This is a genomic window from Citrobacter sp. MGH105 (genome assembly GCF_001037485.2).
GTDB lineage: Bacteria > Pseudomonadota > Gammaproteobacteria > Enterobacterales > Enterobacteriaceae > Citrobacter > Citrobacter portucalensis.
Map to the genome: position 1 here is coordinate 1,054,426 of NZ_CP073048.1, position 15,542 is coordinate 1,069,967.

General features: G+C 51.6%; 13 protein-coding genes. 6 read left to right on the forward strand and 7 right to left on the reverse strand.

Features of this window, described 5'->3' with window-relative positions:
* Window positions 1-98 precede the first annotated feature (98 nt).
* Together nlpD and rpoS are read left to right on the forward strand one after the other, a co-directional pair.
* Window positions 99-1,181 carry a murein hydrolase activator NlpD gene (gene nlpD, locus SK35_RS05050; protein ID WP_223849051.1) on the forward strand — a complete coding sequence of 361 codons (1,083 nt, stop codon included), beginning with the start codon at window positions 99-101 and terminating at the stop codon, window positions 1,179-1,181.
* Window positions 1,182-1,243: 62 nt separating this feature from the next.
* The gene (gene rpoS, locus SK35_RS05055) at window positions 1,244-2,236 is read left to right on the forward strand and encodes an RNA polymerase sigma factor RpoS (RefSeq protein ID WP_000081498.1); all 993 of its coding nucleotides are present in this window, start codon (window positions 1,244-1,246) and stop codon (window positions 2,234-2,236) included.
* Between the two features lie 142 nt (window positions 2,237-2,378).
* Here the strand turns inward: rpoS and SK35_RS05060 are convergent, their stop codons facing one another.
* Window positions 2,379-2,783, reverse strand: a complete 405-nt coding sequence (locus SK35_RS05060) for a MarR family winged helix-turn-helix transcriptional regulator (RefSeq protein WP_032944816.1) — start codon at window positions 2,781-2,783, stop codon at window positions 2,379-2,381.
* Window positions 2,784-2,943: 160 nt separating this feature from the next.
* On the opposite strand from SK35_RS05060, the gene SK35_RS05065 reads away from it, so the two are divergent.
* The 3 genes from SK35_RS05065 to SK35_RS05075 are packed head-to-tail and all read left to right on the forward strand — an operon-like array spanning window position 2,944 to window position 5,211.
* On the forward strand, window positions 2,944-3,537 hold the full coding sequence (locus SK35_RS05065; RefSeq protein ID WP_048215657.1) for a non-oxidative hydroxyarylic acid decarboxylases subunit B: 594 nt from the start codon (window positions 2,944-2,946) through the stop codon (window positions 3,535-3,537).
* Window positions 3,537-4,964: a non-oxidative hydroxyarylic acid decarboxylases subunit C gene (locus SK35_RS05070; protein ID WP_048215658.1), complete on the forward strand. Its 1,428-nt coding sequence runs from the start codon at window positions 3,537-3,539 to the stop codon at window positions 4,962-4,964. Before SK35_RS05065 ends, SK35_RS05070 begins: the two co-directional genes overlap by 1 nt.
* A gap of 10 nt (window positions 4,965-4,974) precedes the next feature.
* Entirely contained in the window at window positions 4,975-5,211 is a 237-nt protein-coding gene (locus tag SK35_RS05075; RefSeq protein ID WP_032944812.1) for a non-oxidative hydroxyarylic acid decarboxylases subunit D, read from the forward strand.
* A 92-nt stretch (window positions 5,212-5,303) separates the two neighbouring features.
* On the opposite strand, the gene mutS is transcribed toward SK35_RS05075, so the two are convergent.
* From mutS to SK35_RS05090, 3 genes are all read right to left on the reverse strand, one after another.
* Complete coding sequence (gene mutS, locus SK35_RS05080; protein ID WP_048215659.1) at window positions 5,304-7,871, reverse strand: DNA mismatch repair protein MutS; 2,568 nt, start codon at window positions 7,869-7,871, stop codon at window positions 5,304-5,306.
* 206 nt (window positions 7,872-8,077) lie between these two features.
* Window positions 8,078-8,590, reverse strand: a complete 513-nt coding sequence (locus tag SK35_RS05085) for a hypothetical protein (RefSeq protein ID WP_003825820.1) — start codon at window positions 8,588-8,590, stop codon at window positions 8,078-8,080.
* Window positions 8,590-9,375 (reverse strand): winged helix-turn-helix domain-containing protein, encoded by a 786-nt coding sequence (locus SK35_RS05090; RefSeq protein ID WP_048215660.1) that lies wholly within the window; start codon window positions 9,373-9,375, stop codon window positions 8,590-8,592. The genes SK35_RS05085 and SK35_RS05090 overlap by 1 nt, the downstream gene beginning before the upstream one ends.
* A gap of 455 nt (window positions 9,376-9,830) precedes the next feature.
* Between SK35_RS05090 and SK35_RS05095 the strand changes: the two genes are divergently transcribed.
* On the forward strand, window positions 9,831-10,436 hold the full coding sequence (locus SK35_RS05095; protein ID WP_048215661.1) for a helix-turn-helix domain-containing protein: 606 nt from the start codon (window positions 9,831-9,833) through the stop codon (window positions 10,434-10,436).
* A 41-nt stretch (window positions 10,437-10,477) separates the two neighbouring features.
* Here the strand turns inward: SK35_RS05095 and SK35_RS05100 are convergent, their stop codons facing one another.
* From SK35_RS05100 to SK35_RS05110, 3 genes are all read right to left on the reverse strand, one after another.
* Entirely contained in the window at window positions 10,478-11,851 is a 1,374-nt protein-coding gene (locus tag SK35_RS05100) for an HlyD family type I secretion periplasmic adaptor subunit (protein ID WP_053069286.1), read from the reverse strand.
* The gene (locus SK35_RS05105; RefSeq protein WP_048215662.1) at window positions 11,838-14,030 is read right to left on the reverse strand and encodes a type I secretion system permease/ATPase; all 2,193 of its coding nucleotides are present in this window, start codon (window positions 14,028-14,030) and stop codon (window positions 11,838-11,840) included. Before SK35_RS05105 ends, SK35_RS05100 begins: the two co-directional genes overlap by 14 nt.
* Before the next feature lie 89 nt (window positions 14,031-14,119).
* Window positions 14,120-15,463 (reverse strand): TolC family outer membrane protein, encoded by a 1,344-nt coding sequence (locus SK35_RS05110; protein ID WP_048215663.1) that lies wholly within the window; start codon window positions 15,461-15,463, stop codon window positions 14,120-14,122.
* Window positions 15,464-15,542 lie beyond the last annotated feature (79 nt).

Here is a 15,542-nt window from a genome sequence, read left to right on the forward strand (position 1 = left end):
GCCTTGCACGGTGATTACGTCACTGGTTTTAACCAAATTTTCCTGGGGGATAAATGAGCGCGGGAAGCCACAAATTTACCGTTCGCCGCATTGCGGCATTGTCACTGGTTTCATTATGGCTGGCAGGTTGTTCAAATACCTCGAATCCACCTGCACCGGTCAGTTCCGTTGATGGCGGTGCATCAACGAACACCAATTCCGGCATGCTGATTACGCCTCCACCAAAAATGGGCTCGACGTCGACAGTACAGCAAACGCCACAGATCCAGCCGGTGCAGCGTCCGACCACACAGTCAACACAGATCCAGCCTGTTGCGGAACAGCCTGTGCAGATGGAAAACGGTCGTATTGTGTACAACCGTAAGTATGGGAACATTCCGAAAGGTAGCTATACGGGCGGCAGTACCTATACTGTTAAGAAAGGCGATACCCTTTTCTATATCGCCTGGATTACCGGGAACGATTTCCGTGATCTCGCACAACGCAATAACGTTCCGGCCCCGTATGGCCTGAATGTTGGTCAAACTCTGCAAGTGGGCAACGCGTCGGGTACACCGATTACTGGTGGGAATGCCATCACCCAGGCGGATGCAGCACAGCAAGGAGTTGTGACCAACCCTGCACAAAATTCCACCGTTGCTGTTGCTTCGAAACCAACAATTACGTATTCTGAGGATTCAGGTGAACAAAGTGCTAATAAAATGTTGCCGAACAACAAGCCTGCTGGGACCGTTGTCACAGCGCCTGTAACGGCTCCAGCAGTTAGCGCAACCGAATCAACTGCAAGCTCAACGTCAACCAGCTCGCCAATCTCTACCTGGCGCTGGCCGACTGACGGCAAAGTAATCGAAAACTTCGCGGCTACTGAAGGTGGCAATAAAGGGATCGATATTGCAGGCAGTAAAGGACAGGCTATTGTCGCGACCGCAGATGGACGCGTCGTATATGCCGGTAACGCACTGCGCGGTTACGGTAATCTTATTATCATCAAACACAACGATGATTACCTGAGTGCCTACGCCCATAACGATACAATGCTGGTCCGGGAACAACAAGAAATCAAGGCGGGGCAGAAAATAGCTACCATGGGTAGCACCGGAACCAGTTCAACACGCTTGCATTTTGAAATTCGTTACAAGGGGAAATCCGTAAACCCGCTGCGCTATTTACCGCAGCGATAATTCGGCGGAACCAGGCTTTCACGTGCTAGTTCCGTTAGGGATCACGGGTAGGAGCCACCTTTATGAGTCAGAATACGCTGAAAGTTCATGATTTAAATGAAGATGCGGAATTTGATGAGAACGGAGTAGAGGCTTTTGATGAAAAAGCCTTGAGTGAAGAGGAACCCAGTGATAACGACCTGGCTGAAGAAGAGCTGTTATCGCAGGGGGCCACACAGCGTGTGTTGGACGCGACTCAGCTTTACCTTGGTGAGATTGGTTATTCACCACTGTTAACAGCCGAAGAAGAAGTTTATTTTGCGCGTCGCGCACTGCGTGGGGATGTCGCTTCTCGCCGTCGCATGATTGAAAGTAACCTGCGTCTGGTGGTGAAAATTGCTCGTCGTTATGGCAATCGTGGTCTGGCATTGCTGGACCTGATTGAAGAGGGCAATCTGGGACTGATCCGTGCAGTCGAGAAGTTTGACCCGGAACGCGGGTTCCGCTTCTCAACATACGCAACCTGGTGGATCCGCCAGACGATCGAACGGGCGATTATGAACCAAACCCGTACGATCCGACTGCCGATTCATATTGTAAAAGAGCTGAACGTCTATCTGCGTACCGCGCGTGAGTTGTCGCATAAACTGGACCACGAACCGAGCGCAGAAGAGATTGCTGAACAACTGGATAAACCGGTTGATGACGTCAGCCGTATGCTCCGACTCAACGAGCGTATTACCTCGGTAGACACCCCGCTGGGTGGCGATTCCGAAAAAGCGTTGCTGGATATTCTGGCCGATGAAAAAGAAAACGGCCCGGAAGACACCACGCAAGACGATGATATGAAACAGAGCATCGTCAAATGGCTGTTCGAACTGAACGCCAAACAGCGTGAAGTGCTGGCACGTCGTTTTGGTCTGCTGGGGTACGAAGCTGCGACACTGGAAGATGTGGGCCGTGAAATTGGTCTCACCCGTGAACGTGTTCGCCAGATTCAGGTTGAAGGTCTGCGTCGTCTGCGTGAAATCCTGCAGACTCAGGGACTGAATATCGAAGCGTTATTCCGCGAGTAAGCACAAGTTCTATCAAGAAAGGCCAGTCTCATTGGGACTGGCCTTTTTCTATGTTTGTTGCCTGATGGCACTGCGTTTATCAGGCCTACGGGGAGCTGGACTTTGTAGGCCGGATAAGACATTTATGTCGCCATCCGGCAGATTAGTTCATCATCTTACGCACCAGACGTGTGAACTGCTCACGTTCTTCTTCGCTAAGTCTGCCCAGAAACTCATCATCCACGCTATCGCCTAACGGAGTTGCGCTGGCCAGTAATGCTTCTCCTTGCGCGGTCAAATAAACAAACCGTCGACGCTTATCTGCCGGGTCATGTTCACGCCTGACCAGCTCCCGTTTTTCCATTCGGCTCAGCATTTCCGCAAGGGTTGCCTTGGTACAGACTGCGGCTTCGGTCAGGTCAACCTGCTCAATGCCGGGACGTTCAGCAATGGCGCGCATTACCGCATACTGTGGTTTGGTCAGGTCCGGTAATTCATGTTGCCAGCGGGATGTATGCTGCTGGAAGAGCTGACGTAAAAGGTGAAATGCTTTATTTCGTAACGGCATGAGCGCTCCGGAATTCCTGTCAGTCTCTATCATAGCGGGTTACGCATCTTTTTTTAACAATTGCGGCTTTAGCGATCTGTGCTCGATGACCTTGCCCGAAATGTTATGTGAGAGTATTTTAATCAAAACGTTCGTATACGAACAAAAATTGAGAGGCTAAATGAGACTAATTGTCGGAATGACCGGGGCAACCGGCGCTCCCCTTGGTGTGTCGCTATTGCAGGCGCTGCGAGAAATGCCCGAGGTGGAAACCCATCTGGTGCTGTCAAAGTGGGCCAAAACCACTATTGAACTGGAAACGCCGTACAGCGTCCGCGATGTGTCTGCGTTGGCCGATTTTTGCCACAACCCGGCGGACCAGGCGGCGACCATCTCCTCTGGATCGTTTCGCACTGACGGCATGATCATTATCCCCTGCAGTATGAAAACCCTGGCCGGTATTCGTGCAGGCTACGCGGAAGGGCTGGTGGGGCGCGCTGCCGATGTGGTGCTGAAAGAAGGGCGCAAGCTGGTGCTGGTTCCGCGTGAAATGCCGCTTAGCACTATTCATCTGGAAAACATGCTCGCGCTTTCCCGCATGGGCGTGGCGATGGTCCCGCCCATGCCCGCGTATTACAACCACCCGCAAACGGTCGATGACATCACTCAGCATATCGTTGCGCGTGTGCTCGATCAGTTTGGTCTGGAACACCCCAACGCCCGTCGCTGGCAGGGTTTACGGCAGGCGCAGAATTTTTCACAGGAGAATGAATAATGGCATTTGATGATTTGCGCAGCTTTTTACAAGCGCTGGACGACCAGGGACAATTGCTGAAAATCAGTGAAGAAGTTAACGCCGAGCCGGATCTGGCTGCGGCAGCCAATGCGACCGGACGCATTGGTGACGGTGCGCCAGCGCTGTGGTTTGACAATATTCGTGGTTTTACCGACGCCCGTGTGGCGATGAACACTATTGGTTCGTGGCAGAATCACGCCATCTCTTTAGGCCTGCCGCCAAATACCCCAGTGAAAAAACAGATTGATGAGTTTATTCGCCGTTGGGATAAATTTCCGGTTACGCCGGAGCGTCGCGCCAATCCGGCGTGGGCTGAAAACTGTGTTGATGGTGATGAGATCAACCTGTTTGATATTCTGCCGCTGTTTCGCCTGAACGATGGCGACGGCGGTTTCTATCTTGATAAAGCCTGCGTGGTGTCGCGCGATCCGCTGGATCCGGACAACTTTGGCAAACAGAACGTCGGCATTTATCGTATGGAAGTGAAGGGTAAACGCAAGCTTGGCCTGCAGCCGGTGCCGATGCACGATATCGCGCTGCACCTGCATAAAGCCGAAGAGCGTGGTGAAGATCTGCCGATTGCCATCACGCTGGGTAACGATCCGATCATCACCCTGATGGGGGCCACGCCGCTGAAGTACGATCAGTCGGAATACGAAATGGCGGGAGCACTGCGTGAAAGCCCGTATCCGATCGCTACCGCGCCGCTCACCGGCTTTGACGTGCCATGGGGTTCAGAAGTGATCCTCGAAGGGGTCATTGAAGGTCGTAAGCGTGAAATCGAAGGGCCGTTTGGCGAGTTTACCGGGCACTATTCCGGTGGACGTAATATGACGGTCGTGCGTATCGATAAAGTCTCTTATCGCACCAAACCTATTTTTGAATCGCTGTATCTGGGGATGCCGTGGACGGAGATTGACTACCTGATGGGGCCGGCAACCTGCGTACCGCTTTATCAACAGTTGAAAGCCGAATTCCCGGAAGTGCAGGCGGTGAATGCCATGTATACCCACGGTTTGCTGGCGATTATCTCCACCAAAAAACGCTACGGTGGCTTTGCCCGCGCGGTGGGGCTGCGCGCAATGACGACGCCGCATGGCCTGGGTTACGTGAAAATGGTGATTATGGTTGATGAGGATGTAGATCCGTTCAACCTGCCGCAGGTGATGTGGGCGCTGTCTTCGAAGGTCAATCCGGCGGGCGATCTGGTGCAATTGCCGAATATGTCGGTGCTGGAGCTTGATCCGGGTTCCAGTCCGGCGGGGATTACCGACAAGTTAATTATTGATGCGACCACGCCGGTTGCGCCGGATAACCGTGGGCACTACAGCCAGCCGGTATGCGATTTACCGGAAACGAAAGCTTGGGCAGAAAAACTGACCGCCATGCTGGCCAACCGTAAATAAGGAGTAGCAGATGATTTGTCCACGTTGTGCCGATGAACATATTGAAGTGATGGCAAACTCGCCGGTAAAAGGTGTCTGGACGGTATATCAGTGCCAGCATTGTCTATACACCTGGCGTGATACTGAGCCGCTACGCCGTACCAGCCGCGAGCACTACCCGCAAGCGTTTCGCATGACGCAGAAGGATATTGATGACGCACCGATGGTGCCAAGTATTCCACCGCTGCTGGCAGAAGATAAGCGCTAATCAACACGCTGGGTGCGGCTTCGCCTTACCCGGCCTAAATACAGCGATATTTTGCAGGCCCGATAAGTGTATCACTATCGGGCATTACGGCGTTACACCAGACTCTTCAACCGGTAGATCCACTCCAGCGCCTGGCGAGGCGTTAGCGAATCCGGGTCGAGATTTTCCAGTGCTTCAACAGCGGGCGACGTTTCTTCCGGAGCTGTCAGGAGCGACATCTGTGTGCCGTCGACCTGGGTCGCAGCAACATTCGGCGCGATGCTTTCCAGTTCGCGCAGTTTTTGCCGCGCGCGTTTGATAACCTCTTTTGGTACACCTGCCAGGGCAGCTACCGCCAGACCATAGCTCTTGCTCGCCGCACCATCTTGTACGCTGTGCATGAAGGCGATGGTATCGCCGTGCTCTAACGCATCAAGATGCACATTTGCGACGCCTTCCATTTTCTCCGGTAACTGAGTCAGTTCGAAGTAGTGGGTGGCAAACAACGTTAATGCTTTGATTTTATTGGCCAGATTTTCCGCACACGCCCACGCCAGCGACAGGCCGTCGTAGGTGGAGGTGCCGCGTCCAATCTCATCCATCAGCACCAGGCTGTTCTCGGTGGCGTTATGCAGAATGTTGGCGGTTTCGGTCATTTCTACCATGAAGGTGGAACGGCCGGAGGCCAGATCATCTGCCGCGCCCACGCGGGTAAAGATGCGGTCGATAGGCCCAATCTCTACTTTCTGCGCCGGAACGTAGCTGCCGATGTAGGCCAGCAGCGCAATTAACGCAGTCTGGCGCATATAGGTACTTTTACCCCCCATGTTCGGGCCGGTGATGATCAGCATCCGTCGCTGAGGCGAGAGGTTAAGTGGGTTGGCGATAAACGGCTCGGTCAGCACCTGTTCAACCACCGGATGACGTCCCTCGGCAATACGAATACCTGGCTTGTCGGTGAAGGTTGGGCAGGTGTAATTCAGGGTATAAGCGCGTTCCGCAAGGTTGACCAGTACGTCCAGTTCTGCCAGCGCGCTGGCGCTTTGTTGCAAATCAGCCAGGTGCGGCAGCAGCATATCGAACAGCTCATCGTACAGCTGTTTTTCCAGCGCCAGCGCTTTACCTTTTGATGTCAGAACTTTGTCTTCGTACTCTTTCAGCTCCGGAATAATGTAGCGTTCGGCGTTTTTCAGCGTCTGGCGACGCACATAGTTAATCGGCGCCAGATGACTTTGCCCGCGACTGATCTGAATGTAGTAGCCGTGAACGGCGTTAAACCCAACCTTCAGCGTATCAAGGCCGGTGCGCTCGCGCTCACGGATTTCCAGTCTGTCCAGATAGTCAGTTGCGCCATCAGCCAGCGCTCGCCACTCGTCCAGCTCTTCGTTATAGCCGGGGGCGATGACGCCACCGTCGCGAACCAGCACAGGTGGAGCTTCCACTACGGCACGTTCCAGCAGTTCACGCAGCTCAGCAAACTCACCCATTTTCTCGCGCAGCATCTGCACGGGGGCACTGTCTACGCTTTCCAGTTGTGCGCGCAGTTCTGGTAATTGCTGGAAGGCATGACGCATACGGGCCAGATCGCGCGGGCGCGCGGTACGCAGGGCCAGACGAGCAAGGATACGTTCCAGATCGCCGACCTGACGCAGCACGGGTTGCAATTCACCGGTGGAATCCTGTAGCGCGCCGATGGTCTGTTGGCGCTCAGTGAGGACTTTGGTGTCACGGACCGGCATATGCAGCCAGCGTTTGAGCATACGGCTGCCCATCGGCGTCACGGTGCAGTCGAGTACTGAAGCCAGCGTGTTTTCAACACCGCCCGCCAGGTTCTGGGTAATTTCCAGATTGCGGCGCGTGGCGGCATCCATAATGATGCTGTCCTGCTGACGTTCCATGGTGATGGAACGAATATGCGGCAGCGAGGTACGCTGGGTATCTTTTACGTATTGCAGCAGGCAGCCAGCCGCGCATAATCCACGCGGGGCGTTTTCCACGCCAAAGCCAATCAGATCCCGTGTGCCAAACTGCAGGTTTAGCTGCTGGCGAGCGGTATCGATTTCAAATTCCCATAGTGGACGACGACGTAATCCTCGACGTCCCTCAATCAGTGAAGTTTCAGCGAAATCTTCGGCATACAGCAGTTCAGCTGGATTGGTGCGCTGCAATTCTGCGGCCATGGTCTCGCGGTCGGCGGGTTCGCTAACACGAAAACGCCCGGAGCTGATATCCAGCGTGGCGTAACCATAACCTTTACTGTCCTGCCAGATAGCGGCCAGCAGGTTGTCCTGGCGTTCCTGTAACAGCGCTTCATCACTGATGGTGCCTGGCGTGACAATACGCACCACTTTGCGCTCAACTGGACCTTTGCTGGTCGCCGGATCGCCAATCTGTTCACAAATAGCGACTGATTCACCCTGGTTGACCAGCTTGGCGAGGTAGTTTTCTACCGCATGGTGAGGAATGCCCGCCATCGGGATTGGCTCGCCCGCAGACGCGCCGCGTTTGGTCAGGGAAATATCAAGCAGCTGAGATGCACGTTTCGCATCGTCATAAAACAGTTCGTAAAAGTCGCCCATGCGGTAAAACAACAGTATCTCCGGGTGCTGGGCTTTCAGCTTGAGATACTGCTGCATCATTGGGGTGTGGTTCGTGAAGTCCGTATCAAGTGACTCTTTCATATCGCTTTTGCTCTTTTTTTAATCTTTTTGGGGACCTGGGCAGTCTCACGTGAGCCCCTGGAAACTCACATAAACCCACAAATTTGTCATTCGAAAGCCGCCTGAAGGGCAGTAACGACGAGCGTTGGCTCGGCCTGAATGGTCTATCTTATCACCGACAACGACTGAGATTCATCCGTAGGTTTTGCCGCCAGAACGCTTATTGATTATTCATTTTCCGGCAAAGCATAATTCTGGCAGTACAGATAGGGGATCCCCTCTTTGGTAATCAGGTATGTCGCGCTGTTCAGCGCAAAAAAATCGACGTTGGATACGCTGGTGTTGGTCAGGAAAAAGTCGGGGAGGAGTTCCTGAATAAGGCTGGCGGGAGCCGTTTCTCGATTGGAAATTTGGATTTTCTGTGAAATCCAGACCGGGCTTGAGCCGTAGCTGGATTGTGTAAAAAGTACCATGCGTTGCACGGTTTGCTCATTATTTTCGGCATCTTTGATAATACCATCAATATTCACAATACCTTTACTGCCCCCGGTTTTAATATCAATAATCCCTCGGAACGAGCTTGTATTGCGTACAATTTCGATGGCAGAGCGGCAGGTGAGATCATGTAACTCGCCATTGTTCTTACTGTACCGATAGACGACAGTAAGAATAAGCGCAGCAAAACAAAGCAGCAGGATAATACCTGTCTGGATGCGGGACGTTCGGGGATATAAGTTCATTAGCTATCATACCGTGGGTAATATACCGACTGACAGGCATTTTCTTGCCTGGCTTTTATCGGTGAGCGACACACCAGTACGGACAGTTTCTTAGACTCAGGATAGGTCGTGATATAGATAAATTTATGGCTCTGACACAGTCCTGGGTTTTTGTCGATAAACGCGGTATGCCGGGAGAAATTACTGGCATCGTTATTGAAATAATACTGACAGTCAGTGGGTGCTTTATCCGTAGTGATATAGCCGGAGAAATAATCATCGCTGGCTTGCCACGGATATAATATCAGCACACAAATTATCAGGGTAAGTGCCAACATTACTGTTTCTGCAGCCGTTATCAAAGGTTGACGCGGTCTGTCAGCCAAAAATTCCTCAATGGTGGCATCTGGCGCTAAGGATTCTTCAGCAGAAGCTGAGTTCTCCTCGAGTGTTTCAATGACCTGAATATCAAACTCTTCTTGAATGATCAGCCCTTTGCGGGGGATCGTTGTGATCAGCGGTTGTTCAAGCTCCAGCTGCAGTAAGCTTTTACGCAACGAGAGAATGCTTTGATAAAAGGCGTTGAAACTCACCTGCCGGTGATTTTTACCCCAACCGAATTCCAGTAATTCGTTTTGAGAAACCACTTGCCCGCGATGTTGAATAAGTAATAAAAGACATAACGACGCTGAGTGTTTGAGTTTTATCCGCTGATTGGGGTGATCTACCCGCGCCAGACATTGTGTGGCTGGCGTAAATATTATTCTATTTTCAATCAGATAACTGACATTGCCAGTCTCAGACATATTGTCTCTACTCTTGATGATGCGTCTGGTGGTTGTTTAGTCATGATACCACTGAGCCTATAAAGACCACCAGCATGGACCTGATTCCACAGCGAGAACCGCGAAGTGTTGCAAATTGGTATCATGATATAACAAGAATGAAAACTTTTTAATGAAAATAAAATCCATTAAAATCAATTGATTGTATCTTTTTGGCTACTCTGCAAAGAACAGAAAGATGAAAAAATGTCGACAAAGATGATTGCCATTAATTCTTTATGGACAGCGCCATATACTGCCTGGCACCACCACGCGAAAACAGCATGAACCTTAACGCGTCAATGGCACCAGGGAATGCCGGTGGTAGATGTAGATGGGAATAAATGTCAGCTTGTTTGCGAGCTGACATTTATTTTTAGTGCCGAGTAAATTTAACCATCTTTTTGACTAAGCCATAATTTGCGGTAGAGAGTCCCATGTTCCAGAAAGAAATTGAAAATGCTGTAGTGCTCGTTGGCGATGAAATGAAGAAGTCGGATAATGCCTGGCTGTCATTACGTAAAAAACGTCAGCGTATTGATTTGAAGACCGATGGACATATCTTATTTCTGGAGAAAGGGACTGTCTCTGTTTATCGTGTGGAAAACGATTTAGTCACGGTGAGTATTTCTGCACCTGCTATTCTCGGCCTGCCACAAATGCGTACGGAAGTGGCTGGTCACTATTTACGTTGTGATACCGATTGTGAAATGTGGGCGATGAGCGTACAAAATGCCGATCACCTGTTTACGACAAAAAACTTATGGAAGCAGGCGTTTGATATCTTAACGCATCATCTTCAACGTTATTTTCAGCGTGAAGCGTTGCAGTCGCACCGTACTATTCGTGAGCAGATTATTGAACACGTAAAATATATCTGGTCGATGGAGCCAGAGGTTCGCGAGAAAACATCCGTGTATACTTTTATTTTGACCCGTAACCATATTTCACGTAGTGCCATCCATAAGGTGTTACAGGAGCTGGTTAATGACGGGAAAATCACCCTGAATCGTGGGAAGCTCTCTTTTTGCACGCCGTTATAAATTCATGCGCTCCCCGGCAAAATGTAAGGGAGCGCATCCGATCAACGTTCTCTGAGTGCTTCCGCGCGTGCGCGAATAATCGGTTTTAACAGGTAGCTCAGAATCGTTTTCTTGCCGGTGAGAATATCGACGCTCGCCACCATGCCGGGAATGATCAGCATCGGATGCTCTTTTGTTCCCAGGTAATTTTTGTCCGTCTGCAAACGCACAATATAAAAGCTTCGCCCCTGCTTGTCGGTAACGGTGTCCGGGCTTATCTGCACTACTTCGCCTTGCAGACCGCCATAGATGGTGTAATCGTAAGCGGTAAATTTCACCATCGCATGTTGACCCGGATGGAGGAAGGCGATATCGCGCGGCTGGATTTTGGCTTCGATTAACAGTTTGTCATCCAGCGGAACGATTTCCACCAGATCGCTGCCCGGTTGAATGACGCCGCCGATAGTATTCACCATCACCTGCTGGACGATACCCCGCACCGGTGAGGTGACCATGGTACGGTTCACCCGATCCTCCAGTGCTTTAACGCTTGCCTGGGTTTTACTCAGATTGGTGCGAGCTTCATTGAGTTGGGCCAGCGCATCGCTCTGGAAACGGCCACGGCTTTCACCGATTTTATTCTCAATCTCTTTAATTTCTGACGTGGCCTTGGGCAGCGACAGGCTAATAGAATTGAGCTGCCCGGCGGTTTCCACTTCGGTACGACGCAGGCGCAGCAGTTCGACTTTTGAAATGGCGCCTGAAGCGAGCAGCGGCTCGGACATTTTGATTTCCTGACGGATTAACCCGAGGCTGTGCTTAAACTGATCCTCCTTTGACTCAAAGTCGCGCAGCTCCTGTTTTTTCTGTACCAGCTGTTCTTCAAGCCCGGAAATTTCGTTGTGAAATTGTTCCCGACGGCTGTTGTACAGCTCGGTTTCTCCCCGGGCGACATCCGGCGCCTGGCTGGCTATCTCGGGTGAAATCACAAAGTCCCGGCTTTCAACCTCAGCCGTCAGGCGTTCTACCTTGGCGCGCAGACCGAGTTTGTCGGCTTCAGTTTCGCCAACGTTGGAGGCGAAGCGCGTGTCATCGAGGTGCAGTAGTGGAGTTCCGGCGTTAACGATTTGCCCTTCATGCACGTACAGCTCGGTGACAATTCCCCCTTCCAGGTTCTGGATTTTTTGCAGTTTTGATGAAGGGATCGCTTTGCCTTCACCGCGTGTCACTTCATCAATTTTTGCAAAACCAGCCCAGATGAAGGACAGCACCACCAGCGCGAGGATCACCCACAACGTCAGTCGTATCACTCTTGGGGCATCATCAATTATGGCCTGGCTAACCTCATTAATACTGTCGGTTTGATTTTCATCACGACCGCGAAAATAGTGCTGCATGTGACTGCGGGCACGAGTCAGGAGATCAGCGAGACGCATTAATTTGCCCCTTTTTCAACGCATCCATCACTACCCCTTTCGGACCGTCTGCGATGATGCGACCTTTATCAACAATAATCAGACGGTCAACCAGCGACAGCATGGAAGCGCGGTGCGTGACCAGTAATAACGTTTTTCCCGCAATACAGGGGGCCAGCGCGTGTTTGATCTTCTCTTCGCTGGTGTTGTCCATTGAACTGGTGGGTTCATCCAGTAGCAGGAGAGGAGGATCAAGCAACAGTGCACGCGCGAGCGCCACCGCCTGCCGTTGCCCACCGGAAAGCTGGGAGCCGCGTTCGCCGACCTGCAGGTTATAGCCGTCGGGATGCAGGCGTGCGAATTCGTTGACGCCAGCCAGTTCTGCCGCTCGCAACATAGTTTCGTCATCGACATAGCGCGCTCCGCACAGCAGGTTATCGCGCAGCGTGCCGTTGAATAGCTGGATGTCCTGCGGCACGTAGCCGATGCTGTGGCGCAGATCGTTCACATCCAGCTGGCGAGAGTCGATACCATCGATCAGCAGGTTCCCGGCGCTCGGCTGGTATAAATTGACGATAAGTTTACTCAGTGAACTTTTACCGGAACCGCTGCGCCCGATAATGCCGATGCGCTCACCGGGCTGAATGGTCAGGTTAATTTTGTGCAGCGACAGGTTTTGTTGCTCCGGGTAGCTGAAATCCACATCGCGAAATTCAATGCTGCCCTGTAACTGTTCACGCTTGAGCGGGTTTTCATCCGCACGGCGCTCCTGCGTCAGCGACATCATTTTCTCAGTATTTTTGATGGTCAGCTTCGCCTGCTGATAGCGGGCGATAAGGCCGGTGAGCTGACCCAGCGGCATCAAGGCGCGACCATTGAGCATGTAGCAGGCGATCAAGCCACCCATGCTCAGTTTGCCGTCGATAATCATGTACACCCCGACGATGATCATCACCACGCCTGAAATTTGCTGGAACCAGCCGGTAAGGTTGCTGGCCAGGCTGGATAAGGTTTTCACCCGCAGTTCGAGACGGCTCAGGCTGCCCAGCGTTTGTTCCCACTGGAACTGGCGTTCGCTTTGGGCATTATTCACTTTGATGGCATCCAGACTGCTCAGGGTTTCAATCAGTAGCGCCTGACGTTCGCTGGCGAGGCTCATGGTTTTTGCCACAGCAGCGTTGACCGGCTTTTGTAGTGCCCAACTGCACAATAGGGCAATCGGTAATGTCAGTACCGGGATCCATGCCAGCGCGCCGCCGATAATGCCAATAACAATCAGCAGTAACAGGGTGAAGGGCAAATCGATAATCGTCGTCAAAGTGAGGGATGAGAGGAAATCACGCAGTGACTGAAACTCGTGAATGTTTTGTGCAAAGCTGCCCACGCGTGCCGGGCGCTCTTTCATCTCCATACCGACAATGCGCTCAAACAGGGTCGAAGAGATGATGAGATCGCTTTTCTTACCTGCAATATCAAGGCAGATACCGCGCAGCATTTTTAAAATCAGATCAAAGACAAAAGCCAGGCAGATGCCGACTGCCAGCACCCATAATGTGACCGTTGCCTGGTTTGGCACGACGCGGTCATACACATTCATGGTAAAGAGCGGTGTGCCGAGCGCAATCAGGTTGATTAACAGACTGGCCAATACCGCATCCATATACAGAAAACGCGACAGCTTCAGCGTGTCTTTAAACCAGGATTTGGTGCGCGGCAAAAAGGCCTCTGCCTGCAAATCGAATTCGTGGCGCGGATGCGCAAAAATGACTTTGCCCGCATAGTTTTGCTCAAGCGTGGCAGCATCAACGCAAATTTCCCCACCTTCGCTTTCGCTGGGCATAAAACGGGCGCTACCGTCATCGTTCCAGGCCAACAACACCCCGGTTCCCCCTGCATTCAATAACAAGACAGCAGGCAGAGACATTGCCGGAATTTTATCGAGCGTGCGCGTGACGACTCGCGCCTTTAAACCGGCCCTTGCCGCCGCGCGTGGAAATATATTTAGCGTGAGCCGATCGTTTTCTAATGGCAGGCCACTGCTTAATGTTGAACGACTCGCCGGTTTACCGTGCAGAGAACACAGAATCAGTAAGCTATCTAATAACGGGTCGTCATTATGGCTACGTGGGTCGTGATGTTGAGAATTAGGGGTAGCGTAATTCTCAGGGACGTCATTTAATAATTCGGCTTGTGCACTCATTTTCGCAACCATTCTGACCGTGCACTATTAAATAATAGCAAGCTAATAATAAGCGTGCAGGTCAGAGATTTATTGGGGATTAATAATTATTAATGAAGTTCCGGTAAGCTATTTTCTTCTGCTGAATCTACCGGTTGTCCTGAAGGCGGCGGTGTGATTTTTAGAATGTTCATTAATTCCCCGGTGCGTTCGCTAATACGGTAGCCACTGGTCATGGCCAGATAACGTAATTCAACAAGACGGCGTTTAGAGGAGAACACTTCATTTTCACTATCGAGTAAATCCAGCAGCGTACGCTCGCCAAGACTAAATTGATCCTGATAAGCCGTGCGTACTTTGACGCTGCGGTCAGCATATTCTTCCGCCGAAGGAATCTGAGCGCGTGCGTTTTGCAGTGCGGTCCAGGCCAGGCGCAGCTCCTGATTCAGCTGGCGCAGTGTGTTATTACGTACATCCTGAGCCTGCTTGTGCAGATAAGCGCGGGAGTTCATGTTGGCTTTGTCGCTGCCGCCCTGGTACAGGTTGTAGTGCAGTTTTACCATCGCTTCCCACTCTTCGGTGTGTGCGCGAGTGGTATCGGTGTTGTTGCTAATCCCGCGGGAAAGCTCAACGTCCACACGTGGATAGAAGGTTGATTTCGACGCTTCATACTGCTGGTGCGCAGCTTCGATATCCGCATTGGCAGACTTCAGTAATGGATTATTTTTTTCCATCCGACTTTTGGCATCTTCCAGCGAGGTTGGCAACTGAGAGTCAATGCTCTCTGGCTGGCTTAAGCCCTGCGGATCCATGCCCGTCACGCTGACAAAGGTGGTTTTCGCATCTTCAAGGTTAGTCTGCTCGGTCAGCAGGTTGTTTCGCGCCTGCGCCAGACGCGCTTCGGCCTGCATAAAATCCCCGGAGCGCCCAACGCCCTGATCGGTACGCAGTTTTATCTGGTCATAAATGCGCTCGTGGTTCGCCAGATCGTCTTCAGCAAGGCGCACAAATTCTTCGCGTTGCAGCACGTCGAAATAGGCCTGAATCACCGCATAAGCGGTGCTTTCGCTGGTGTTCATCACGCTGTAAGCGCGTGAGTCTACGGTCGCTTTTTGTCGCGCCACTTCGCTGTTGGTCGCAAAGCCGTTAAACACATTTTGCTCGAGGCTGATAGTCGCCTCGTTAGGTGATTGAGTCAGACCGTTATTGCGTCCTGCAGCGCGGGTAGTTGCATCATCAACATTTTTGCGCCCGGCCTCGGCATTTAAATTCAGTGATGGCAAATAGCCACCTTGTGCCGCACGCAGATCTTGCTCCGAGGAATAACGGCTATTTATTGCAGCATTAACTTCAGGATGATTCGCTAATGCATCTTTAACGGTATTTTGTAAGTCTTCTGCGTTTACTGCATTTATTGAAAAACATGAAAGCAGAAAAACTAAAAACTTCTTCATGACATGAATGCCCTATATCTCACGGTTATGACATCCAGGTGTCGTCGCTATCATCCATTTTTACAAACACGTTATATTA